Source organism: Bhargavaea massiliensis (assembly GCF_050480245.1).
In the GTDB taxonomy this organism is placed as follows: domain Bacteria; phylum Bacillota; class Bacilli; order Bacillales; family Anoxybacillaceae; genus Anoxybacillus.
This window is the reverse complement of sequence record NZ_JBCNEQ010000047.1, coordinates 1-23,723: the sequence shown is the minus strand read 5'-3', so window position 1 is coordinate 23,723 and position 23,723 is coordinate 1. Positions and strand designations below refer to the sequence as shown.

Below are 23,723 nucleotides of genomic sequence, written 5' to 3'. Positions count from 1 at the left end.
AAGTTATCCTTAGCTTCTGTATGCTTTTCGCTTCGTTCAGTTTTCAAGGAACATCAAAGCGGGTGATGGGAATCGAACCCACGACATCAGCTTGGAAGGCTGAGGTTTTACCACTAAACTACACCCGCACGTTAATTAATTTTAAATCAGAGTCAATCACTACGCACAATCATGCCTCTTCCTCTACTCGCAAACTCAAGGATGATTGATGCGTCGAGGCAACTCGTAGCTTATTCAATGATGCGTTGCTCGTGGCTGAGGTTTTACCACTAAACTACACCCGCATTATGAGTAGCGAGATGGTCGGGAAGACAGGATTCGAACCTGCGACCCCATGGTCCCAAACCATGTGCTCTACCAAGCTGAGCTACTTCCCGTTCTCTATTGTATCAACATGGCGCGCCCGAGAGGATTCGAACCCCTAACCTTCTGATCCGTAGTCAGATGCTCTATCCAATTGAGCTACGGGCGCATTTTTTAACGACCCTTTCAATATATCATATTTCATTAATCGAAGTCAAGTTTTTTTTAGATGCGGCCGAGAGGACTTGAACCTCCACGGGGTTGCCCCCACTAGGCCCTCAACCTAGCGCGTCTGCCATTCCGCCACGACCGCATATGATAGAAACTGACCGACTGGTGCGGGTGGAGGGACTTGAACCCCCACGCCAAAGGCGCCAGATCCTAAGTCTGGTGCGTCTGCCAATTCCGCCACACCCGCATACATGGTGAGCCATGGAGGACTCGAACCTCCGACCCTCTGATTAAAAGTCAGATGCTCTACCTACTGAGCTAATGGCTCATCATAAAAATGGCTGGGCTAGCTGGATTCGAACCAGCGCATCACGGAGTCAAAGTCCGTTGCCTTACCGCTTGGCTATAGCCCAATAAACGATGATCACAACTAAATATTTTTTATAAATGGCGGTCCCGACGGGGATCGAACCCGCGATCTCCTGCGTGACAGGCAGGCATGTTAACCACTACACCACGGGACCAAAAAGAGTGGAGGATGACGGGATCGAACCGCCGACCCCTTGCTTGTAAGGCAAGTGCTCTCCCAGCTGAGCTAATCCTCCGAAATAAAATGGAGTGAACAAAATGAGCACTCCAAAAGGATGACCCGTACGGGATTCGAACCCGTGTTACCGCCGTGAAAGGGCGGTGTCTTAACCACTTGACCAACGGGCCATGCTTATCATCTTCGTGGCGGAGAAGGCGGGATTTGAACCCGCGCGCCGTAAAAGAACGACCTAACGGTTTAGCAAACCGTCCCCTTCAGCCACTTGGGTACTTCTCCAATGGCTCCGCAGGTAGGATTCGAACCTACGACCGCTCGGTTAACAGCCGAGTGCTCTACCACTGAGCTACTGCGGAATAACTCAATCATTAGGACTGCTTATATTATATTTACTCTTTTTTAATCTGTCAACCGTCTTTTTTTTATTCCAATTTCTCGTTGAATGACGACGGCTTTTATAATTTAGCATATAGAGATTTGGCTTGTCAACACTCTATTTTTATTTTTTTCAATTTCCCACGACAAAGGCCACATACATATCGATTTGTATGTATTGCTTTTCTCCGCACATACATGTAGCGGCATGATGTACATTCGTAATAATACGTTTTCCCTTTCTTCGGTAATACAATAGGCTTACAAAAACGTGGCGCTTGTACTTTTTTCAATAACTCCCGAAAGTCACGATCGCGATGACGATATCCTTTTCCTTCAAGATGCAAATGGTAATGGCATAATTCATGTTTGATGACTTGAACAAATTCTTCTTCCCCGTATTGTTCGTAATATTTCCGATTTAGTTCAATATGATGCGTGGAAAGGATGTATCGTCCACCGGTCGTTCTTAAACGATCATTAAATATCGCTCGATGGCGAAATGGCTTATGAAATACATGTAACGATATGCGCTCAACAAGCGCTTGTAACTCGCGCTCATCCATTTTATTTCCGTCCTTTCACCATTGGGCTCTTTTGCTCATAACATAATAAAAAAATTTGAAGGTGATCATCATGCCGATGTGGTTAAAAAATCAAATGCGACGTGCATATTATGAGAAAAACCGCGCTCAAATTAAATTTCTCAATCAATGTTGGTTTTTTTTTCGGAAAACACACTGCTCATGACAGTGTGTTTTCCGATGTTGGTGGAATCATTGTTAAAGCAATGCGCTCTTTTTGTAAATCGACGGAATCAACCCATACTTTAACAATATCCCCAACCGAAACAACATCAAGCGGATGTTTGACATATCGATCACTTAATTTCGAAATATGAACGAGCCCGTCCTGCTTTACACCAATATCTACAAATACACCAAAATCGACGACATTTCGTACTGTTCCTTCTAATTCCATCCCTTTTTGTAAATCTTCCATCTTTAATACATGTTGCTTTAGAATAGGCTTTGGCAAATCATCACGTGGATCACGCTCTGGACGCTTCAGCGCATCAATAATATCTTGAAGCGTCAATAGCCCTATTCCAAGTTCATGAGCTACTTCTTCTATGTTTATACGGTCAAGCGCACTTCGCAACTGCTCGCTTCCGATCGCTTCCGTTGAAAAACCAAGTCGATGCAACAATTGATGCACTTCTTCATATCGCTCAGGATGAATCGGCGTGCGATCTAAAGGTTCATCACCGTCTAAAATGCGCAAAAATCCGATACATTGTTCGTACGTCTTCGCCCCTAGGCGTGGAATATGTTTCAATTGCATCCGATTTGTAAACTTTCCATGTTCCTCTCGATATTTCACGATATTTTCTGCCACTGTCTTTGTCAAACCGGATACGTATTGCAATAGCGTTGAGGAAGCCGTATTGACGTTTACGCCAACTTGGTTGACAACTGTTTCAACAACAAACTGCAACGATTGCTCTAGTTTTTTTTGCGACACATCGTGCTGATATTGCCCGACGCCAACAGACTTTGGATCAATTTTCACTAATTCGGCAAGCGGATCTTGAACACGGCGAGCAATTGATACAGCGCTTCTTTCTTCAACTTGCAAATGCGGAAACTCTTTGCGCGCCAAATCTGACGCAGAATATACACTTGCCCCCGCTTCATTGACGATAGTGTAAAACACATCCCCATTCCATTCAGCAATCGTATCAGCGACAAACTGTTCCGTCTCTCGCGATGCTGTTCCGTTTCCGATAGCGATCAATTCAACTCGGTATGTATGAAGCAACTGCTTTAATTTTTCTTTTGCTTTGTCAACTTCATTTTTCGGCGGGTGCGGATAAATGACATCAATATGGAGCAATTTCCCTGTTTCGTCAACGACGGCTAACTTACACCCTGTTCGATATGCTGGGTCTACCCCTAAAACGACTTTTCCTTTTAACGGTGGTTGCAACAATAAATTGCGCAAGTTTTCAGCAAAAACGTGAATCGCTCGCTCTTCCGCATGTTCCGTCAATTCATTTCGCACTTCCCGTTCAATAGACGGGGCAATGAAACGTTTGTATGCATCTTCAATGGCTTCGGCGACGATGTCAGCGGCAGATGAGCGCTCGTTTGTTATGATTTGTTTGCGAATGTATGCAATCATTCGCTCCACATCTACGTCAATGGCGATGCGTAAAATTCCTTCTTTTTCACCGCGGTTCATCGCCAAAACGCGATGAGCCGGCGCTTTGGCAATCGCTTCCTGATGATCGTAGTACATTTCAAATACACGTTTTTCGTCTTTTTCTATCTCTTTTCCAACGGAAACAATTGTGCCGGTTTGCCACGTTTGCTGACGAATCCATTGACGAAGCGCAGCGTCATCCGACACTTTTTCAGCAATAATATCTTTTGCACCTTGAATCACTTCTTCGATCGTATGTACTTCTTTTTGCTCATCAATAAACAGTCGCGCCCGCTCTGTAATAGATTCACTCGGAAACGTTAATAACCATTCCGCAAACGGTTCTAATCCTTTTTCTTTTGCGATGGTCGCCTTCGTTCGACGTTTTTGTTTATATGGACGATATAAGTCTTCTACTTCTTGCAGTTTCGTTGCTTTTGTAATTGCTTCTTTCAGTTCGTCCGTCAACTTCCCTTGCTCATCGATTAAACGAATGACTTCTTCTTTTCGTTTCGCTAAGTTTTGTAAGTAATGCCATTCATCTAAAATCGTGCGAATTTGCACTTCATCGAGCGCGCCGGTCATTTCTTTTCGGTACCGTGCAATAAACGGAATCGTATTTCCTTCCTCATGAAGTTGAATGACATGCTGAACATGCGCGAATGGAATGTTTAATCTCTCAGCTAGCTGTTTTAGTAGCTCCAAACGAAGTTCCTCCCTCTAAACAAAAATAGCTACACAACGTAGCTATTTTTCCAGCATATTAAAAATCAATAAGACCGAGACTGATTTGCAACGCTTCATCTACTTTATCCATCATCTCGTCATCTAGATGGGTAATCTTATCTGTCAGACGCTGTTTATCAATCGTGCGAATTTGTTCAAGCAAAATGACAGAGTCCCGTTCAAATCCGTAGCGCTTTGCATCGATTTCAACATGTGTGGGCAACTTTGCTTTTTGGATTTGCGCAGTAATGGCAGCAACAATGACAGTTGGACTAAAACGGTTCCCAATGTCATTTTGGATGACAAGCACAGGGCGCACGCCCCCTTGTTCTGATCCAACTACCGGAGAGAGATCGGCAAAATACACGTCACCACGTTTGACAATCAAAAGATTACCCCCCGCTAACTAATCGTTCAACGGTGTGGTCAGCTTCATATTCCGCAAGAAATGCCTCCGATGCAAGCGACAAATTAATTTTTGCCATCTCCATATATCCGCGTCTCATCGCCTCACGAATTTGACGCTTTTTCCGTTCGCGAATGTACATTTTCATCGCTTGATAAATAAGTTCGTTTCGGCTGCCGTTTTCTTGCTTAACAATTCCGTCTAACTCACTCACTAACGCCTGCGGTAACCGAATAACAATTTCTGTTGTTGCGCTGGATTCAAACACAAACACACACCTCCAACTAAACTACAACCACATAGCTGCTTCCAATTTACATCATACCATTTCATCTTCGCGATGCAAAGTCATTTCCAGCATCATTCATTCAAATTTTGTAGAAATTTTTCGAAAACAATCGTTCTCATTGCATCCATCTACTATAATACCGCATTTCTCACTTCAATTATACTCTTGTTTTTTAAAAAAATACGGGGAACACGATAACTAATTGTACAAGGAACTTCGTAATTAATCGTGTTCAAATGCGCTGCAACATCGTCAATGGAAATGCGGTCGCCTTGTTGTTCACCAATAAGCGTCACTTTTGTACCAACAGGAAGTTCATAAGGCAAGCGAATCATCATTTGATCCATACAAACACGCCCAACAATAGGAGCGCGTTTTCCATCAACAAGAACAGAGAAATGTTGCATGCGGCGTAACCAACCATCTGCATAGCCAATCGGAACCGTCCCAATCCACTCATCCGCTTTTGCCTCATACGTTGCGCCGTAGCTTACCTTTTCTCCTGCTTTTACCTTCTTTACATGCGTTAAGCGGCTATGAAGAGAAAAAGCTTCTTTCAAAGGATAGGGCAACAACGATTTCATTGCTTGCGAAGGTGCGAGACCGTACATAGAAATGCCTAAACGGACAGCGTTAAACACTCGCTCAGGATAACGCAATCCCGCCGCACTATTGGCACAATGAATAAGCGGTGGTTTAACAGGTAACCACTCTAGCATGCGCATAAACGTATCGTATTGAAACGAAAAATAATCTACATGTTGCTCATCGGCTGTTGCAAAATGCGTATATACTCCTTCAAGGACAAACCATTTTTTTTGCTCAATCATGTGCATGATTTGCTGCACTTCTTCTTTTGTTTTCGCTCCTAATCGCCCCATCCCTGTATCTAACTTCATGTGAACGTTCAACGGTTGTTCATACGGGGCATACACGATCGCCTGTTCAAACCAATCCGCCCGAAAAACAGTTAGCGCAATGTTTTGACTAGCGGCTAACGGAGCATATTGAGGGTTTGTTGCCCCAAGTACGAGAATCGGTACGTCTAAAGGAATGCCTTTTTTCCTTAGCACCAGCGCCTCATCTAAAAAAGCGACTGCTAATCGCGTTGCACCTGCTTCAAGCGCCGTATTCGCCACTTGCACGTCGCCATGCCCATAAGCGTTCGCCTTCACAACAGCAATCACATCGACATGTGAACCAACGTGCCGCTTCATCGATTGTACATTATAAAAAATCGCATCTAAATCAATTTCTGCCCATGTATCGCGATAAAATGCTCGTTCCATCCTTCATGCCCCTTCAAAAATATGTTCACGTTTGATTATTTCTTCTGTCCTTGCATCATGTCAACAAAAAAATAAAGACCCGCCATGCGAGTCTTACTTCATCACCTTGCCTTGCACAGAACGAGCAATCGCGACCATTTCATCTTTCGTTAAATCTTGTGAAGCGAGAATAAAATCGACTCCTTTATACGTCCACGTCAACGTTCTATCCGTCATCGCCCCAACTGCAAATCCTAAATCAACCGGCTCGCCTTTCACTGTCGTTGATACGTTCGCTGTCGGCACAGCGTGCGCTTTTTCTTGCACAAGCGTAAACGATTTTTCTCCAGCAAATGTCATCACGATTCGTTTTCCGTTTGCTGTTGTAAATTCTTTCTCTTCAACAAGTTTCACGCCATCAACCTCATATGTCGGATACATGACAGGAACTGCTTGTTGATTCGCCTCTGTCGTGGCTTCTTGTTCATTTTCTAGCTTCGCTCTCGTCATGTTTTTGCTCACATCAAAAGTGTTATCATCAAATACAGCATTCCACTCTACTTTTGAAAACTCAACAGTCAACATCGGCTGCGAGTCAACATCCATAACGGTCACTTTGACTGGCGTTAAATCTTTTTTATTTAACGTAATTTCTTGTTGCGGCAACATTTTTTTGTTTTCATAATTTGTTTTCGTCTGGAACACGTAATGATTTTCTGTTGCTTTAAATGCCGCTTTTGAGTCAGTTAAAATGTCTTTTACGAGCGATTCATACAAATATACTTGACTCGTATTTTGCGGCCAGTCGCTTTGAAAACGAAAACTTTTATTTAGTGCTGGCGTTAATACAAATACTCCTTCGTCGTTGCGCAAAATTATTTGATGTTGATCACGCTGGGCATTTTTCAAGTTCACACGGTAGTAATTCGGCGACTTATGCCAAATTTCAATTTCGTACACTTGCGGCTCTGTCCCTGTCTGAAGCGTCATTTTTGCTTCTGCTTTGTACCCAGACATCGTTTGTACTTTTTCATCGAGCGCTTTTAACACATCTTGTTGCGATTTTTCTCCGCAAGCGGCCAAACTGCCTACAACCAACAGAAGCAGGCACCAAAAAAGCCATGTTCGTCTCATTTTTTCAACCCCTTTACCTCATTTGGACTTTCTTCATAAGCCATCATATGAGGCCAAGCGGAAGAATATGCAGACTAGCTTGACAAGCGTTCAATGATTACTTGAGCAACAGCATAATGTTCGCTGTGAGAAATCGAAACGTGCACACGTTCATTCGGTGACGAAGAAACAATATACGGTTTGCCGTTTTCATCATGTTGAATTTCAATGTCGCGAAAGGAAACGTTAGCACCGATGCCCGTTCCTAACGCTTTTGCATATGCTTCTTTTGCGGCAAATCGCCCCGCAACAAACTCAATTTGTCGTTTTGGTGAGCGCTCATAAAGACGAGCGCACTCATTGTCTGTTAAAATACGTTCAATGAATTTCGGCTGTCGATTCATCAGCTTCGCAATCCGACTTAATTCCACAATATCAATGCCGATACCGATAATCATCCATATCCCTCCAATAAAGAAAAAGAAGCTATCTGTTCAGACAGCTCCTATCGTTTTTCGCGCGTTTTTCCACCGCGACCGCGCGTTTCATTGCGGCGTTGACGCGTTTGCACTTGCCGCTTTTTCTCTTTTTTCATAATCGGCATTTCTTCTGTCAACTGCACCGGCGTCATATCCGGCTCTTTCGTTAACATTTTAATGCACGCAGCAACGAGCGAAACAGAGTCGTGCTCCTCTAACAATTCCTCAGCTGCACGTTTATAAAATGATAAGTTGTTATGCTCAATCGTCGTAAGCAGTTTTTCAATCGCTGCCCGCTGTTGACCTTCAAGCGCCTCATCTAGCGTTGGCGGTTTCATCCGCTCCATTTTCCGCTTTGTCGTCTTTTCAATATGATGCAATTGTCCAATTTCACGTGGTGTAACAAACGTAATCGCCATGCCTGTTTTGCCCGCACGTCCTGTTCGGCCGATGCGGTGAACATAGCTTTCTGGGTCTTGTGGAATATCGAAATTATATACATGCGTCACACCAGAAATATCTAAACCGCGCGCCGCTACATCTGTGGCAACTAAAATATCAATTGAACCTTCTTTAAATTTACGCAATACAGATAAACGCTTCGCTTGACTTAAATCTCCGTGAATGCCTTCTGCTGTATAGCCGCGCAAGTTGAGCGCTTCCGCTAGTTCATCGACACGACGTTTCGTTCTTCCGAAAACGATCGCTAACTCAGGAGATTGAATATCTAATAAGCGCGTTAACGTATCAAACTTTTTCTTTTCTTGAATTTCAATGTAATATTGTTCAATGTTTGGAACGGTCATTTCTTTCGCCTTCACGCGAACGAGCTCTGGATTTTGCATAAATCGTTCAGCGATGCGGCGAATCGGCTCTGGCATCGTCGCTGAGAAAAGAAGCGTCTGACGTTCTGTCGGCACGTGGCTTAAAATCGCTTCAATGTCTTCGACAAAGCCCATATTTAACATTTCATCCGCTTCATCTAACACAACCGTATGCACATTTTGTAAACGGAGCGTGCGGCGTTGAATATGGTCAAGCACGCGCCCCGGCGTACCGACAATAATATGCGGGTGTTTTTTTAACGCCCGAATTTGTCGTTCAATATCTTGCCCCCCATAAATCGGCAAAACGCGCACGCGCTTCGTTGAACCAATTTTATATAGCTCTTCCGATACTTGAATCGCTAGTTCTCGTGTCGGTGCAACAACGATTGCTTGCACCGCATCGTTGTTCATATCAATTTTTTCAATAAGCGGGATACCAAACGCAGCTGTTTTTCCTGTTCCTGTTTGCGCTTGACCAATAACGTCACGATTTTGCAAACTAAGCGGAATTGTCGCCGCTTGAATCGGCGTTGCCTCTTCAAATCCCATTTTACTAACTGCTTTCATCAATTCTGGACTCAATCCAAATTCTTTAAATGTAACCAATTTTTTCATACTCCTTCTTCAAATAACTTACGAAAAAAGGCATTCCCGTATAGACGGAAGTGCCTTGTTGAAATTCATTCCGTAAACAGCTCTCATCCATCATACCATTTTATGCATATGTTTTCAACAAATTGAACAACTCTTTTTACTCATTTAGCAAAGAAATGATTTCCTCTAGCCTCATACCGCGAGATGCCTTAAGTAAAATGACATCACCTGCTTCCATAATTGCTTGCACATCTGCGGCTAATTCCGCTTTCTCTTCATACGAACGAACACGTCCTTCGCCAAACCGCTTTTTTGCTTGCTCGGCGATCGCCTTTGCGCGCACTCCGTACGTGAATACGTAATCTATTTTTTGCGGATCAAGCATCCGACCAATTTGTTCGTGAAAAGCGATTTCTTGTTCGCCTAATTCAAGCATATCCCCGACAATTGCTATTTTTTTACGATATCCTGTCAATTGTCCAAGCAGTTCAAGGGCTGCTCGCATTGACGTTGGGCTTGCATTATATGCATCGTTAATCACCGTCACTCCGTCATGACGTTTCACGACTTCTGTACGCATTTTTGTTACCGTTAAGCACGAAAACCCTTCTTTCATATGAGCCACATCGACGGAAGCGAAGCGTGCAACCGCCATCGCGGCTAGCGCGTTCATGACATGGTGGCGACCGAGAAGCGGCATATGAAACGTTTCGTCTGGCCAACCATTTACCGTAAACGTCGTTCCATCCGCTTGAACACGAATGTCTAGCGGATAATAATCGTTTGTCGGTTCCATTCCAAACGTTTGAACATACGAAAGGGAAGATTGTTGCACGCGCGCTTGCAACAACGGCTCATCTCCGTGATAAATCAATAAACCGTCACGTTGTAGTCCTTTCACGATTTCAAACTTCGCCGTTGCAATTCCTTCGCGTGAACCGAGCTCTTGTAAATGCGATTCACCAATGTTTGTAATGACCGCAACATCTGGTTCGGCAAGGGTAGAGAGCAACTCAATTTCCCCAAAACCGCTCATCCCCATTTCAACGACCGCATACTCTGTTTCTTCTTTTAAACGAAGAAGTGTCAGCGGCACACCGATATGATTGTTTAAATTCCCTTCCGTTTTTTGTACACGATACAATGTCCCCAGCAAAGAGGCGATCATATCTTTCGTTGTCGTTTTTCCGTTGCTTCCTGTCACGCCGATGACGCGCGTACGAAGTTGTTTTCGATACGCATGAGCGAGCTGTTGGAGAGCAACGAGCGAATCGTCTACAAAAATAAGCGGCACATCTTTCGGAGCGTTCGGCTCATGTTCACTCCATAGCGCAGCCGTTGCCCCTTTGTCAAACGCCTGCCGAACAAACTCATGACCGTTAAATGTAGCTCCTTTTAACGGAACATATAAGTTTCCTCTCTCGATTGTGCGCGTATCTGTCGACACACCATGAATCATAACAGAAGCATATCGCTCATCAATTATACTTCCAGGAATCATCGTTTGAATGTCTGCTAATGAACGTATAATCATATGATCACCTTAAAGTACATACGTAATGTTTTGTTTTTCTTCATATCGCTCAATCGCCAGTTGAATGAGGCGTTCAATTAATTCCTCATACGATACACCTGTATGTTTCCATAAGAGCGGGAACATGCTAAATGGCGTAAAGCCCGGCATCGTATTGACTTCGTTAATATACGCCTCTCCATCTGCTGTCAAGAAAAAGTCAGCGCGAACTAATCCGGCTAAATTGAGCGTTTTAAAGGCAGTAAGCGCCATTCGTTTAATCGTTTCATATTCTTTATTCGTAATGTTTGCTGGGATGACTAACTCTGTATTTCCATCGACATATTTTGCTTCGTAATCGTAAAACTCTTTTTTCGGGACGATTTCCCCAACGACGGAACAAATCGGATCGTCGTTGCCGATCACCCCAATCTCCACTTCACGACCGACAATCGCCTCTTCTACAATGACTTTTCGATCGTAACGAAACGCCTCTTGAAATGCGGTTTGTAATTGCTCACGGTTTTTACATTTACTAATTCCCACGCTCGAACCAGCATTGGCTGGCTTAACAAAGCACGGGTAGCCAAGCTCACGTTCTACCGTTTCATATACAGTTTCTTTATGCTTTTCCCATTCTTTTTTTAAGAAAAAGACGTAACGGGCTTGGTTTAATCCTGCTTGAGCAAACAATTGCTTCATAACGACTTTATCCATGCCAACCGCTGATGCTAACACACCGTTTCCAACATACGGTACGTCCAACAGTTCTAACATTCCTTGCACCGTTCCGTCCTCTCCGTTCGGGCCGTGCAAAAGCGGGAAAATGACATCGATTCGTTCTTCCTTATTTCCTTCGCGGTTAGCAATGGAAGTAAGCGCTGGCAGCCCATTATCGAAAACGAGTTGCTTCACATCTTGCACTTCCCCTTCAATCGCCTCGCCGCGCAACCATTCTCCGTCTGTCGTAATGTAAATCGGAACAACCGTAAATTTTTCTTTATTTACCGCATTAATAACAGAGCGTGCGGTTTGCAACGATACTTTATGCTCAGGTGATTTGCCACCGTATAATACACCTAATGTGATTTTCATGTTCGTTCCTCCTCAACTGTTCATGTCACTTCATTTATTGTAGCACAACTACTTTTTTATTTATATGGCGAAACGAGCCTAGATGGTGACAATGCATATTATTTCCCTGTTTGGAAACGATAAAAATACAATTGGAAAAAAGGTGTGTGAATATGAACACAATACAAATGTTATTCGTTTTAATGCTATCGATCGGTCTTATGAATCACGTCATTATCATTCCAATCTTACTTGAAGTAGCTGGGCGAGATGCATGGATCTCTGCCATTCTTGGGTTGATCCTTCTCGTCCTTTTCCTCCCACTTGTTTATTTTCCGATAAAACAATCGCAACAGACGCACATCTTCCAATGGCTAAAAGAAAATATCGGAGCTCCAATTGCTTATTTTATCGCTTCTGTCACATGTATATATTTACTCATCATTAGCATTGTGACATTAAAAGATACGACAACGTTTATAACGACATCGTATTTAACAGCAACACCGAACTGGGCAATTATCATCGCACTTTGTATTATTTGTTTTTATAACGCTTCGATCGGTTTACCATCAATCGCTAAAACGTCGGGTGTTATTTTACCTTTCGTTGTGCTGTTCGGTATATTCGTCGCTTTAGCTACAATCCCACATAAAAATTATGAACTGTTAAAGCCGATGCTTGAAGACGGTTGGATGCCCGTTTGGAAAGGAGTCATGTACGTCGCTGCCGGCTATGGAGAAATTATTCTTTTACTATTTATGCAACAACAAATGAAGACGAACATTTCTTTTATGAAACTCGTTTTGTTCGGGGTTGTGGCTGCCAGTTTATCAATTGGCCCAACGATTGGCGCTATTACCGTGTTTGGTCCTAAGGAAGCAAGCCATTTACGCTATCCTGCCCTTGAACAATGGCGCATGGTTAATCTCGGATCATATTTAGAACATTTCGATTTTTTATCCGTGTATCAATGGCTCGCCGGAGCATTTATTCGCATTTCACTGGCAACTGCGCTTATTCCAGAGCTATTTGATATAACGAATAAAGCATCACGACGGTGGATTTTAATATTCGTATATGTCGTTATGTTCTTTGCTGCGATGACACCGATAAGCGATGATACGTTTTTTCATACGTTAAAAAAATGGCTGTTACCGATGTCGTTTTTCTTCATTTGTTTTCTTGCGATGTTATTGTTCGTACTTGCGTTAGCAATACGTATAAAAGAAAGGAGAGCATCCGCATGACCGCTGAAATCATTGTCGATGAACGAACATTAAAAGAACATTTTGCACAATGTAAAGATGTCGTAATCATGCCAGCTACCATCTATTCGGACGAACGAAAACCGCTTTCACTCATTTTCGTCTATTGTGAAGAATTATGTGATACGAAGCTACTTAAAGAATTTATTTTCCCGACCATTACGCGCATGGGGCAACAATATCCGCTTTATTCCGTTACAGATATTGAAAAATATAAACAAATGCCGCTTCATTTAATCGGAAAATCCATCTCTACCCAACAGCTTGATTTTCTCATTTTTAACGGAGATTTAATCATTTACTTCGTCGAAGCGGGAGCAATGTATTCGATTTCACTTGCTAACCCACCGAACCGAAACCCAGAAGAACCGAACACAGAAATGTCGATTCGCGGTCCGAAAGACGGCTTTATTGAAGAAGCTGCGAAAAACGTGGCGCTCGTACGAAAACGGTTAAAAACGAGCAGTTTACACGTTGAACAAGTATTAGTCGGCAAACGAAGCCGAACGAAAGTCGATCTTTTATATATAAAAGACATTATAAATCAAGAAACAATTGATGAGCTCAAGCGACGGTTAAGTACCATCAACATCGACGCCTTAACTGGGACGAACCAATTAGAAGAGTTGTTAAGCGAAAAATACGTCTCTTTATTTCCTGTTTTCGCTTACTCCGGCCGTCCTGATTTTGTCGTCAATGCTCTTTTATCTGGTCGGTTTGCGATATTTGTTGACGGATCGCCAACCGCATTAATCGGTCCAGCAAATTTAACGTTTTTGTTAAACACATCTGAAGACAATAGCACATCGTTTATATTCGTTACATTCCAACGGATTATTCGGCTGATCGGCATTAGTGTCGCTGTCTTTTTACCTGGACTTTGGGTCGCAATTGTAACATATCATCAAGATCAATTGCCGTTTACGCTGTTAGCCACGGTCGTTCTCTCTCGCCAAGGCGTTCCGCTCCCTGTTCCACTCGAAGCATTTATTATGATTAGCTTATTTGAAATTTTTAAAGAGGCAGGGATGCGGCTGCCGATGGCGATCGGACAAACGTTATCGGTCGTTGGGGGCTTAATTATCGGGCAAGCTGCAATAAACGCAGGTTTATCAGGACCAAGTACGCTTGTCGTCATGGCGACATCAGTTATTGCGACATTTACACTCGTTAATCAATCGCTTGCTGGAACGGTGTCGATTTTACGTTTTATCGTTCTTGCTGCTTCATCTATGCTCGGGCTTTTCGGATTTATCGCATCCATGTTTTTTATTCTTATTTATGTCGCAAATTTAACATCGTTTGGTGTCCCATATTTAGCCCCGATCTCTCCAGTAACAGGAGATATATGGAAAGTGGTGATTACTAGTGGATGGAAAAGATTTAAACGCCGTCCAAAAATGTTGAAAACGAACGACAATACGCCGGGTGAAGGATCATGACTCGGCTATTTCTTTCCTTTTTTTGTTGTTTGTGTTTAGCCGGCTGTTGGGGAATGAAAGAAATTGACCGTCTCGCTTACATTCATGCAATCGGTATAGATTATGAAGACGATCAAGTGATCGCATACGCTCAGCTCATTAGTTTTTCAGGGCTTGCAAAAGTCGAAGCGGGAGGTGGCCGAGAAAAATCGACCGTTACGATCGGAAAGGCAACGGGAGAGACGTTTAACGTGGCGACAGATCGGTTGTATCAAGCGATTCAACAAGGAGTATCGTGGGGACATGTGAAAGGAATCGTTTTTACAGAACGGGCGCTCAAAAAAGGGCTCGTGCGTGACGTCATCGATGTGCTCAACCGTTACAATGAAATTCGCCATACGATTTGGACCTTTGCAACAAAAGAACCGATTGAACAATTGTTTGAGACAACACCGTTTTTAGATTATTCGCCATATTTCTCATTACTTGCCAATCCGAAAAACATTTACGAACAAAGTTCATTTATTCAACCGAAACGGATAAATGAATTTATCGCTGCATCTGATGAAAAAGCGGCTGTTTTTCCGCTCCCCTCTCTTGCGATTGAAGAAAAAAGTTGGACGGAAAATAAAAAAGAAAAACCGATGTTAAAAATGGATGGCGTTTGTTTCTTACATCGCTACAACAAACAAGCATGTATCCCGCGCCGTCAACTTGATGGTTTACGCTGGGTAACGAAAGGGACGGAGCGGACACCGATTTACATTCAGCCAAACGGCAAAATGATTGGGACGCTCGTTGTGCGCGGACCAAAAGCAAGCGTGTCGTATGAAATCAAAGACGGTCGTCCGGTTTTCACCGTTGACGTACAAGCGACAGGAAGCATCATCGAACTGCTCAAAAACATGCCCGAAAAACAAATTATTGAATACGCAACCAAAACAGTAAAAAAGGAAATCGAGGATTTATTTCAACTCGGCGTCAAAGAAGGCATCGATACGCTGCAATTATCGAACGCCTTGTATCGTCAAAATGTAAACGATTGGCGCAAATATACAACAAATGGATTAGTTCCGCTCACAAAGGATACACTAGGAAAAATCAACGTGAAATTAAGCATTGACACATATGGAAAGTCGAAAAAATAAAAGCGATGAGCCGGCCTCATCGCTTTTTTGTTGCATATATATTCGCTTCGATCCATTCGCTAAGCGCATCTTGCGCTGTTTTTTCACGCCCGTACCAATAATGCTCCATTCGTTTTTCTAATTGATTCATTTCTTCATCATTCATCAATATACGCATTAATTGTTGGTCGTAGGGTTCTTTATCGTGAAGAAGGTAAATGAGTCCTTTTTTTCTTAAATAGTGCAAATTCATTTGTTCTTGCCCCGGCAAATACGAAAGCGTAAAAGCAGGCAGCCTTTTCGCTAGCACTTCGCTCATCGTTACACCGCCCGGCTTTGTCACAACTGCATCCACTTCATCGTACAACTCGTTCATTTTCGCTGGATCGGAAATATATCGATACGGGCGAATACGCGGATTGTTCCAACTTTTTATCTCATGATATAATGTTTCATTTTTTCCGCATAGTACGTCATATGTCAATTGTGTATGAGTTGCGTTCATTAAAAATTGTTCTATTTTCCCTAATCCTTGATTGCCGCCCGCCACTAAAATACGTTTATTTTCCCGCTGTTTTTTTTTCTTAGCAGGTACAATATGCTCATGAATTGGAATGCCTGTTACAATGACGCGACGAGGCTCAACATGAAACATTGTACATAGCAACCGCTTTGCATCTTTATGAGGAACGAAATGATAATCAATCGCTGTTTTTCCCCAAATACCACTTAAAAAAAAGTCTGTATATACGTTTATAACAGGCACTGTTATAGCGCCTCTTTGTTTCAATCGCTGCAACACGTGTGAAGGAAACGAATGCGTACATATGATAAGGTCAGGCTTTTTTTCTTGGAGAAGGCGCTTCATCTTTTTTTCAAAATAAAGCAACCACGGCTCCATCGTCGGTTGTTCAAATTTTTTCATCCACCGCCGATACATCCATTCATACGAATGAGGTGATACCGAAATCCAACGGATGTAAAAATCTGCTACCCGCCTTTCAATTTGTTCGCTGCAATAGCTGAGAAAATCGATCTTTTCGCAATACACTTCTGGAAAGCGATGTTGCAACGAATAAATAAGCGCATCGGCAACTTGATGATGGCCAGATGGCATTTGAAACAAAGGTAGTACGAGAATGTTCATCATTATGCGAACTCCCTTTTAGTTTTGTTTTCTTTTTTTCACATATAGTCCAATGAAAAATAAACTAAAAAATAGCACCGTGATCCATGGTAGTATATGAAGCGGGATATGAATACGCTCCCCGAGAAACTTGCCTACACATACAAATAAACAAATCCAAAATGACGCGCCAACAAACGATAAAAAAAGAAACGGAAAAAACGGAAAGCGAACAACTCCTGCCATATACGGAGATAATTGTCGAACACCTGGAACAAAATAACCAAATGTAATGAACCAACGCGCACGTTTACGAAAATGGCGATAAGCGTATCGATATCTTCGTCGGTGAAACCCAATGTAGTGCCCATATTTAAACAATAGGGGCGAACCGAATGTATACCCAGCAGTATAGGCGGCCACCATGCCAATTGTTGCACCAGAAATGGCAAAAAATAAGCTTTTTAAAAAATGCAATTGGTCATGCGAAATAAAAATGCCAACAAAAAACAGAAGCGATTCTTCCGGTGCGGGAATTCCAACGATGCCGAAAAATAGAGAAAGAAATAACACAATATAGCCGTGTGATTGAATATACGTTAAAATGCTGTTCGCTTCCATTCCCGCGTTCTCCTTTATTCTTCGCTCATCTTTACCCACTTCACATGCGTACGTTGCAGCAATCGCTCTAACGCTTGTAACATGTTGGCCGGCGCGTCTTGATCGGCTCCCATCGTCGAACCGCTATCATGTAGTACAATAATTGCTCCATCTTCTATGCTTTTTGTTAATCGCTCATAGAGTCGAGCAACGCCTAATGAAGCGTTCCAATCACCAAGAATATATGTCCACATTACTGTTTTATACTTTTTTTGCATGAACAACGTCCATATGTTTATATGTCCCCATGGCGGACGGTAGTATACAGGGCGAACGCCTGTGATTTGCTCAATGATACGCGCCGATCGATGAAGCTCCCATTCCGCTACAAATGGAGGCAGAAACCAATTGCTCGTATGATAATAATGATGCAAACCGATCGTATGACCTTCTTCGTGCATTCGCTTAATGAGATGCGGATATGCTTTCGCCTTCCAACCGACAACGAAAAATGTCGCTTTTACGTCGTATTTTTTTAATATATCGAGCAATTGGGCTGTATACGTCGGATCTGGTCCATCATCAAAGGTTAATGCGACACCGTCTTTCACTCTTTTTTGTACACGAAATGACGACAGACGAATCAGCCACGTTGGACATATGCTATAAATAAAAAACAGTGCAATAAGCCATATGTATGTCACATGTTAAACCCCTTTCTTGATTATACAAAAAGAAGCATGAAGTACGAAACAAAGAACGCTGCTTGTAAAACAAATTCATTTTTTTCATCGTTAACATTCGCACATCGCTTTCTCGTTCGACACGCATTTTGTCGATTTCCGGGGAAATTCCCCGAAAAAAAGACGATGTTGGAACACATCGCCCTCATTATACCATATGTCTTGACAACTACACAGGCTGAACCTCCCGATGGCTAAAGCCACGGGGTTCTTGTGTACTATAGAGCTTCTTCCATACCTTCGCATGGACAGTAATAAATACATCATGAATATGGTAAAGCAGTTCATCTTTTGATTTAAAATTATGATAAAATCCCCCTTTTGATGCTCCACATTCCGCAACAATGCGATCGACCGTCACCCCGTGATACCCATATTTTTCGAACAACGTAAGCGCCGTTTCAATAATGCGATCTAGCTGCTTCTCAACCATACGCGAGAACCCCTTTTCGTCTTATTTTAGCGCAATTTTCTGAAAAGTTAAATGTTTTCACACAGAAAAAACTAGCGCTTTTATTGCGCTAGCTTCGTTTTCATATACGGTCGCAAAGTTGAAAATGGAATAAGAAATTCACGAATGCCAGCCGCGTACGGGGCAATCTCGTATAATCCGTAATAAATGACAATGCCGTCACTTGTTATATAGTAAGGCTGATCATTTGGCATCTTTTTTACAACATCGATGGCATTATCAAAATACAAGTCGTTTTCTTTTTTTATTTGTGCAATCACTTCGTTCGTAATCACTTGCTTATAGTTCGTTCCCTTTTTAAATAAATCGCTAAGTTGCAACGATTTCCCTGTATGGAAATCGAAATTGTTTGGCACTTTCACTGTCATTCCGTGCGCCCCACCTGTATAGCTATATAACGTAACAGGAATGCTTAAAATACCATGTTGATTGTACGTCACTTCATAATTGCTGACTGCTGCATGCAATCGATATGGAAATCCTTCCTTTTTGCTTATTGCCATATTTTCTCGCGCTTGCTTTTCTACTTCACGCTTTAAATCAAGCGACTCCTTACGCAATAAACGATTGACTTGGCGCTGGAAAGATTGGTTGATCGATCCGGATACGATCGGAATGTTCAAATCGACTTCCATCAGTTCATTTGTATATTTTATTTGCTTCGTTGTCACATGAAGTGGGTGGCTGTACGCTGTCAATATAAACAGCGTCAACACCATCATCCATATGTTTCGTTGTTTAAGCAAAATTTTCACCTCGTTTGTTTTACCGAAAGTTTGCGTTAAAACAAACGAATTTATGCATTACTATTATTTTAACATTTGTTTCACTAACTCTCGATTTCGCTCCTTAAACGCTTCGTGATGTGAAGATACCATCGCATACGGATCGGCAGTGGGTTCAATGAAACGTTTCGCACTATTTACCGCATTCGCTGCGTCTTGGAAAGCACCTGTAAGTAAATATAACTTTCCATCATATTTTGAAATATCGCCAGCTGCATATAACCCCGGAACAGAACATTCTCCTTTTGCATTTGTCGCAATATAATATTCGTCAACCATTTGAATGGGTAGTTCACTATTGGTAAGCAATGAGGCATCTCGTTCATATCCATGGCTAATAATGACATCATCTACATCGAGTTCAAACACATCGCCCGTCTCATGATTTGTCAATACCACTCGCTCAATCATTTCATGGTTGGGGCTGGCAACTAATTTTGTAATGGACGTATGGAAAAAGCAAATGGCAGAACTATTTAATAGTTGCGTCACTTGCGCTTCATGTCCTTTTAACGACTCATTGCGATAAGTGACATATACTTTTTTCGCAACCGGCACGAGTTCATTTGCCCAATCAATCGCTGTATTCCCCCCACCCGAAATAATCACCGTTTTCTCTTTAAATTGTTTTAACGATTTCACCGTATAGTGTAAATTTGTAATCTCAAATTTTTCCGCCCCTTCAACTTGGAGCTTTTGCGGTTTCAGTATTCCACTCCCTACCGCAATAATGACTGTTTTCGATAAATGTTGTTGTCCAGATGCGGTTTGTAGAAGAAATATGCCGTCTCCTCTTCGACGGATTGTTTCAACTTTTTCATTTAATACAACGGTCGGATTAAAGGTAAGCGCTTGTTTAACAAGTTGCTCGCGTAATTTCTCTCCTGTAATCGGTGCATGCCCCCCAACATCCCAAATCATTTTTTCGGGATATACATGCAATTTTCCGCCTAGCTGCGCTTGATACTCAATCAACTTCGTTTTCATTTCTCGAAGTCCGCTATAAAACGTCGCATACAGCCCTGCTGGTCCACCACCAATGATCGTCACGTCATACAATTGTTGCTCCATCGTCATCACCTTTAAATTTGATTATCATTCTCATTTAAATATACATCTTTTTTCAAACTTTTACAATGTAAAAAGACAGGCGATTTCCTGCCTATTTTTTGCCTGTGTAAATGAAAATGGCGTCACGAAGAAACTCCGCCATTCCTGGCTGTTTTTGATCGTAGTATGCTTTAAACCGTTCATCATCCACATACATTTGCGCCAATCCTGCATGTGCTTCTTTTGAATAATGATCCCAAAAATAGCTTAACCATTGACGGTGTAAATCTGCTGCTTTTTGTGCAAGCTCCCCTGCTGGGTCGCCAGTCAAAAACGCTTCATGCAATACGCGCAATACTTCTTCGCCAAGCTTTGTTACTTCTTCGTATTGTGCTTGCGTCATGTTTTTTACTTTTTCGTTCGATTTGTTCACTTGCTCGTCACCGTATTTTTCCCGAATTTCTTTGCCGTATGTTTGTTCATTTTCGTCAATAAGCTGCTGTTTAAACGCTTCAAATTTTTCTTTGTCGCTCATGATGATTCTCCCTTCTTTCGCTAATAGTGTTTTTTCGACATTGGCGATTAGCGCCTCTAACCGCCTCCGTTCTGCCAAGAGTTTTTCACGATGCTGCTTCAACGCCTGTACGTCATCAAATGACGGGGATGTGACAATTTGCTTAATCGTTTCTAACCCCACACCAAGCTCGCGATAAAACAAAATTTGTTGGAGCCGGTCTACCTCTTTTTGTCCGTATATGCGATAGCCTGATGCATTAACCCTTGCCGGTTTCAACAGACCGATTTCATCGTAATACCTTAGCGTTCGGCTCGTCACCCCCGCCAATTTCGCTAACTGTTGCACCGTATATTCCACCCAATCACCTCCTGACAATTTCACTATAAACGTTGACGTAACGTCAATGTAAAGCAAAAAATAAAAAAATCTCGCCATAGGGGCGAGCATTATTGGACTAATCCATGTTTAGATAGGCACGAACATGCGTCTCATCGACATGAAGAAGAACGATTTCTTCCATGATTAGTTTTTTTATAAACTCGAGTTCTTTTTCAAAGGCTGCTTGAACCACTGGATCGCCTTTGACGAGCTTATAGGTCGGAAACGGAGATTTATGTGATCGAACCGTTGAAAAGTGGCTCAATTTTAGGTTATCAAATACACCATTTTTATATTTATCTGGTATAATATGGTAGATAATTTATTTTTTGATCTAAAGGAGGATCAGTGTTATGGGTGTTGCAATTCATACACCGAATTGTTCTGTAAGTAAGGGATACTCCAGTGGTTGGGGAGTAGGAGGGGGAGCAAGCTGCAGTGGTCCAGGCGCTAGTGTCTCTGCAAAAAGCAAATATGTAGGTGGAGAAGCGAAAGTATCTGTTGGGGAAGTTGAAGCGCATGCCAAAGCCAATAAAAAGGGGATTTCAATTGGTGGAGAGGCTACACTCCATAAATACTCATCAAGTATCGATATCAAGATCCCATTTACGTAGCAGATTTCCCTTACTTAGTAATTATAATAATCATTCTTTGTAGCCTAAATAGTAAACTTCTTCGATATCATTAGCATTAAAAAATACATTATAATCATTAGAAGTAAAACCATCTGGATAAAAACAGCCTAGGTACCTATATTTCTTGTTATCTGTGCTTCGAGTGACGTTATTTCCATAAATCATTATTTTTTCATCTAGTTCCTTTAATTTAACTACTGTCCCTATAGGCAAAGAATTTTTATCGACTTCAGAGACGCTCCTAGTAGTTGCATTATTACAACCGGCCAAGATTACAAGAAGTAAAAACATAAAAGAAATTAGGATCTTTTGTGAATTCATTACTACATCCCCTTTCTGAAAATCTTATATACTTGATTATATTTTAAACATATATATATTAAAGTGAAAGGTTGTTTAATATTGAATATAACAAAATTTAAACTAGAACAAAATAAAATGTTCAATCTAAAAGTTCAAAGCTTTATAGGTAAGATATACTTCTTCTCCAAAATACTAAAGTCTCTTCAAAAAAGAGATGTGGTGGTAATTAAAAGAGAGAGAGGGATTCAAGACGGATATATCTTTTCGATCCTAATTGCAAGAAACAGCTATTTAGATAATAGTGAGCTAGTTATCAAAGATATCCAATTAAATAAAAATACAGTAAAAATTATATACGGCAACACTACATCAGAATCTACAAACAGTTTTTCTTATAAGGATATTAAGTATAATTATATTACTTTTTATATTGAAAGTAGCGCAAAGTATATAGATATAGTTAATGAACAAGGAATCAAGATCCTAGAAAGTGAAGAAGTAGGGGATATTCGCAAATGGTAAGTGCAATCCCAAACAATTGATATATACATCCAAATTGACATTTTAACCTCTGATTCACGCAGCACACCCGATGCGGCGTAACACCTCATCTGGGTGCTGTAAGACGTGCTGTTCAAACCGAGTAATCGACTGGGCGATGTCTTTTTGATCTCTAGGCGAACAGTGCCAGGCACTGTTCGCCAAGAAATTTGGAAACCGTGTTAACCATATATTAGCACATACTAAACCTAATCCCAATAAAGCCAACCATACTGTATTTAACGTAGACAAAACTAAAGTTCTCGGAGTTGTGGATGAGGCTTGGGCAAGAAAAGGACAACCATTACCGAATGACCCTGGCGCATATATTGTGCCTATGGGGAGAGTTATTGGAACTAATGGTGAAACTGCCGTTAGATTGGTTGTAAAGCCTGGTACTAATGAAGTAATTACAGCGTATCCGGTTAAACCTTAAGAAAAAAGTTATTGGAGGTGGGAATGTGAAGATATTCAATGGAAAAGTGGTTTGTCCAAGATGTGATGGTAATGGTTTAGTTTACAAATCGAAAATAACTAATTTGGATCTGATCATTTATATTTGTGACGAATGTGAAGCCTGTTGGAAGGATGAAAAAATACGTCTCGAAAATTTTCAGGATTTAACTACATTTTTAGAGAGTAAAGGTTTGACTTATAAGGATGCTCAAATACATGATTTAGGGTACGAATGGAAAAGTTAATACTAAAACCTTGATTGGCTCGTGCCTTTCAAGGTTTCTTTTTTGGTGGGTAATATTGTAAATTAGCCTATTATCCTGAATCCGTGACAAAACATCTTTACAATGGTCGCAAACCGTTGATACGATAAGGGAAAACGACGTTGACGACTCTTCATCAAGTAGGTGAA

At 41.7% G+C, this 23,723-nt stretch carries 24 protein-coding genes, 12 tRNA genes and 2 pseudogenes; 8 read left to right on the top strand and 30 right to left on the bottom strand.

Annotated elements, in window-relative coordinates; translation table 11 throughout:
* Positions 1–57: 57 nt before the first annotated feature.
* The 13 genes from ABEV15_RS09695 to ABEV15_RS09635 all read right to left on the bottom strand — a co-directional run bounded on the left by ABEV15_RS09695 (position 58) and on the right by ABEV15_RS09635 (position 1,962).
* Positions 58–128: transfer RNA gene (locus ABEV15_RS09695), tRNA-Gly, on the bottom strand.
* Positions 129–300: 172 nt separating this feature from the next.
* Positions 301–377 (bottom strand) — tRNA-Pro (locus tag ABEV15_RS09690).
* A gap of 18 nt (positions 378–395) precedes the next feature.
* Positions 396–472, bottom strand: a tRNA-Arg gene (locus ABEV15_RS09685).
* Between the two features lie 61 nt (positions 473–533).
* Positions 534–616: transfer RNA gene (locus tag ABEV15_RS09680), tRNA-Leu, on the bottom strand.
* A 21-nt stretch (positions 617–637) separates the two neighbouring features.
* Positions 638–721, bottom strand: a tRNA-Leu gene (locus ABEV15_RS09675).
* Positions 722–726: 5 nt separating this feature from the next.
* Positions 727–802, bottom strand: a tRNA-Lys gene (locus ABEV15_RS09670).
* 10 nt (positions 803–812) lie between these two features.
* Positions 813–887, bottom strand: a tRNA-Gln gene (locus ABEV15_RS09665).
* Between the two features lie 35 nt (positions 888–922).
* A tRNA-Asp gene (locus ABEV15_RS09660) sits at positions 923–998 on the bottom strand.
* 8 nt (positions 999–1,006) lie between these two features.
* Positions 1,007–1,079 (bottom strand) — tRNA-Val (locus tag ABEV15_RS09655).
* Positions 1,080–1,119: 40 nt separating this feature from the next.
* A tRNA-Glu gene (locus tag ABEV15_RS09650) sits at positions 1,120–1,191 on the bottom strand.
* 16 nt (positions 1,192–1,207) lie between these two features.
* Positions 1,208–1,300 (bottom strand) — tRNA-Ser (locus ABEV15_RS09645).
* A 2-nt stretch (positions 1,301–1,302) separates the two neighbouring features.
* Positions 1,303–1,377 (bottom strand) — tRNA-Asn (locus ABEV15_RS09640).
* Positions 1,378–1,506: 129 nt separating this feature from the next.
* The gene (locus tag ABEV15_RS09635) at positions 1,507–1,962 is read right to left on the bottom strand and encodes a SprT family protein (protein WP_429633427.1); all 456 of its coding nucleotides are present in this window, start codon (positions 1,960–1,962) and stop codon (positions 1,507–1,509) included.
* Positions 1,963–2,032: 70 nt separating this feature from the next.
* Here ABEV15_RS09635 and cmpA point away from each other — a divergent pair, with 70 nt between their 5' ends.
* Positions 2,033–2,146 (top strand): cortex morphogenetic protein CmpA, encoded by a 114-nt coding sequence (cmpA, locus tag ABEV15_RS09630; protein WP_429633425.1) that lies wholly within the window; start codon positions 2,033–2,035, stop codon positions 2,144–2,146.
* On the opposite strand, the gene ABEV15_RS09625 is transcribed toward cmpA, so the two are convergent.
* The 9 genes from ABEV15_RS09625 to ABEV15_RS09585 form a co-directional block, all read right to left on the bottom strand.
* Positions 2,141–4,306: a Tex family protein gene (locus ABEV15_RS09625; RefSeq protein WP_498853079.1), complete on the bottom strand. Its 2,166-nt coding sequence runs from the start codon at positions 4,304–4,306 to the stop codon at positions 2,141–2,143. The genes cmpA and ABEV15_RS09625 overlap by 6 nt on opposite strands.
* A gap of 58 nt (positions 4,307–4,364) precedes the next feature.
* On the bottom strand, positions 4,365–4,715 hold the full coding sequence (ndoA, locus tag ABEV15_RS09620; RefSeq protein ID WP_003253417.1) for a type II toxin-antitoxin system endoribonuclease NdoA: 351 nt from the start codon (positions 4,713–4,715) through the stop codon (positions 4,365–4,367).
* 4 nt (positions 4,716–4,719) lie between these two features.
* On the bottom strand, positions 4,720–5,001 hold the full coding sequence (locus tag ABEV15_RS09615; RefSeq protein ID WP_498853078.1) for a CopG family ribbon-helix-helix protein: 282 nt from the start codon (positions 4,999–5,001) through the stop codon (positions 4,720–4,722).
* Between the two features lie 152 nt (positions 5,002–5,153).
* Positions 5,154–6,311, bottom strand: a complete 1,158-nt coding sequence (alr, locus tag ABEV15_RS09610) for an alanine racemase (RefSeq protein ID WP_498853077.1) — start codon at positions 6,309–6,311, stop codon at positions 5,154–5,156.
* 93 nt (positions 6,312–6,404) lie between these two features.
* A complete protein-coding gene (locus tag ABEV15_RS09605) occupies positions 6,405–7,424 on the bottom strand; it encodes a LolA family protein (protein ID WP_498853076.1) in 1,020 nt (339 codons plus the stop codon).
* Positions 7,425–7,498: 74 nt separating this feature from the next.
* Positions 7,499–7,861, bottom strand: a complete 363-nt coding sequence (gene acpS / locus ABEV15_RS09600; protein ID WP_429633415.1) for a holo-ACP synthase — start codon at positions 7,859–7,861, stop codon at positions 7,499–7,501.
* A gap of 47 nt (positions 7,862–7,908) precedes the next feature.
* On the bottom strand, positions 7,909–9,315 hold the full coding sequence (gene cshA, locus ABEV15_RS09595; protein ID WP_498842035.1) for a degradosome RNA helicase CshA: 1,407 nt from the start codon (positions 9,313–9,315) through the stop codon (positions 7,909–7,911).
* Positions 9,316–9,460: 145 nt separating this feature from the next.
* Positions 9,461–10,837: a UDP-N-acetylmuramoyl-tripeptide--D-alanyl-D-alanine ligase gene (locus ABEV15_RS09590; RefSeq protein WP_498853075.1), complete on the bottom strand. Its 1,377-nt coding sequence runs from the start codon at positions 10,835–10,837 to the stop codon at positions 9,461–9,463.
* Between the two features lie 9 nt (positions 10,838–10,846).
* Positions 10,847–11,911, bottom strand: coding sequence for a D-alanine--D-alanine ligase (locus tag ABEV15_RS09585; protein WP_498853074.1), 1,065 nt, complete (start codon positions 11,909–11,911; stop codon positions 10,847–10,849).
* Between the two features lie 152 nt (positions 11,912–12,063).
* Between ABEV15_RS09585 and ABEV15_RS09580 the strand changes: the two genes are divergently transcribed.
* The 3 genes from ABEV15_RS09580 to ABEV15_RS09570 are packed head-to-tail and all read left to right on the top strand — an operon-like array spanning position 12,064 to position 15,727.
* Entirely contained in the window at positions 12,064–13,140 is a 1,077-nt protein-coding gene (locus ABEV15_RS09580; RefSeq protein WP_498853073.1) for a GerAB/ArcD/ProY family transporter, read from the top strand.
* Positions 13,137–14,600, top strand: a complete 1,464-nt coding sequence (locus tag ABEV15_RS09575) for a spore germination protein (protein ID WP_498853072.1) — start codon at positions 13,137–13,139, stop codon at positions 14,598–14,600. Before ABEV15_RS09580 ends, ABEV15_RS09575 begins: the two co-directional genes overlap by 4 nt.
* On the top strand, positions 14,597–15,727 hold the full coding sequence (locus ABEV15_RS09570; RefSeq protein ID WP_498853071.1) for a Ger(x)C family spore germination protein: 1,131 nt from the start codon (positions 14,597–14,599) through the stop codon (positions 15,725–15,727). The genes ABEV15_RS09575 and ABEV15_RS09570 overlap by 4 nt, the downstream gene beginning before the upstream one ends.
* Positions 15,728–15,743: 16 nt before the next feature.
* On the opposite strand, the gene ABEV15_RS09565 is transcribed toward ABEV15_RS09570, so the two are convergent.
* The 7 genes and pseudogenes from ABEV15_RS09565 to ABEV15_RS09535 form a co-directional block, all read right to left on the bottom strand.
* A complete protein-coding gene (locus ABEV15_RS09565) occupies positions 15,744–16,856 on the bottom strand; it encodes an MGDG synthase family glycosyltransferase (protein ID WP_498853070.1) in 1,113 nt (370 codons plus the stop codon).
* Positions 16,857–16,871: 15 nt separating this feature from the next.
* Positions 16,872–17,453 (bottom strand): DedA family protein, encoded by a 582-nt coding sequence (locus ABEV15_RS09560; RefSeq protein ID WP_429633263.1) that lies wholly within the window; start codon positions 17,451–17,453, stop codon positions 16,872–16,874.
* Between the two features lie 14 nt (positions 17,454–17,467).
* A complete protein-coding gene (locus tag ABEV15_RS09555) occupies positions 17,468–18,136 on the bottom strand; it encodes a polysaccharide deacetylase family protein (protein ID WP_498853069.1) in 669 nt (222 codons plus the stop codon).
* A gap of 289 nt (positions 18,137–18,425) precedes the next feature.
* Positions 18,426–18,608 (bottom strand): annotated as a pseudogene (locus ABEV15_RS09550) (TetR/AcrR family transcriptional regulator); the annotation flags it as partial.
* 80 nt (positions 18,609–18,688) lie between these two features.
* Positions 18,689–19,402, bottom strand: coding sequence for a DUF3298 and DUF4163 domain-containing protein (locus tag ABEV15_RS09545; RefSeq protein ID WP_498853068.1), 714 nt, complete (start codon positions 19,400–19,402; stop codon positions 18,689–18,691).
* Positions 19,403–19,456: 54 nt separating this feature from the next.
* Positions 19,457–20,509 carry an NAD(P)/FAD-dependent oxidoreductase gene (locus ABEV15_RS09540; protein ID WP_498853067.1) on the bottom strand — a complete coding sequence of 351 codons (1,053 nt, stop codon included), beginning with the start codon at positions 20,507–20,509 and terminating at the stop codon, positions 19,457–19,459.
* Between the two features lie 85 nt (positions 20,510–20,594).
* The gene (locus ABEV15_RS09535) at positions 20,595–21,356 is read right to left on the bottom strand and encodes a MerR family transcriptional regulator (protein ID WP_498853066.1); all 762 of its coding nucleotides are present in this window, start codon (positions 21,354–21,356) and stop codon (positions 20,595–20,597) included.
* A gap of 374 nt (positions 21,357–21,730) precedes the next feature.
* Here ABEV15_RS09535 and ABEV15_RS09530 point away from each other — a divergent pair, with 374 nt between their 5' ends.
* Positions 21,731–21,991 carry a hypothetical protein gene (locus tag ABEV15_RS09530; RefSeq protein ID WP_498853065.1) on the top strand — a complete coding sequence of 87 codons (261 nt, stop codon included), beginning with the start codon at positions 21,731–21,733 and terminating at the stop codon, positions 21,989–21,991.
* Positions 21,992–22,021: 30 nt separating this feature from the next.
* Here the strand turns inward: ABEV15_RS09530 and ABEV15_RS09525 are convergent, their stop codons facing one another.
* Complete coding sequence (locus tag ABEV15_RS09525; protein WP_055442027.1) at positions 22,022–22,333, bottom strand: DUF4176 domain-containing protein; 312 nt, start codon at positions 22,331–22,333, stop codon at positions 22,022–22,024.
* Positions 22,334–22,414: 81 nt separating this feature from the next.
* Here ABEV15_RS09525 and ABEV15_RS09520 point away from each other — a divergent pair, with 81 nt between their 5' ends.
* The 3 genes and pseudogenes from ABEV15_RS09520 to ABEV15_RS09510 all read left to right on the top strand — a co-directional run bounded on the left by ABEV15_RS09520 (position 22,415) and on the right by ABEV15_RS09510 (position 23,556).
* Positions 22,415–22,837 (top strand): hypothetical protein, encoded by a 423-nt coding sequence (locus ABEV15_RS09520; RefSeq protein ID WP_498853064.1) that lies wholly within the window; start codon positions 22,415–22,417, stop codon positions 22,835–22,837.
* A gap of 190 nt (positions 22,838–23,027) precedes the next feature.
* A pseudogene (locus ABEV15_RS09515) lies at positions 23,028–23,291 on the top strand (hypothetical protein); the annotation flags it as partial.
* A 25-nt stretch (positions 23,292–23,316) separates the two neighbouring features.
* The gene (locus ABEV15_RS09510) at positions 23,317–23,556 is read left to right on the top strand and encodes a 3'-5' exonuclease (RefSeq protein ID WP_188619074.1); all 240 of its coding nucleotides are present in this window, start codon (positions 23,317–23,319) and stop codon (positions 23,554–23,556) included.
* Positions 23,557–23,723 lie beyond the last annotated feature (167 nt).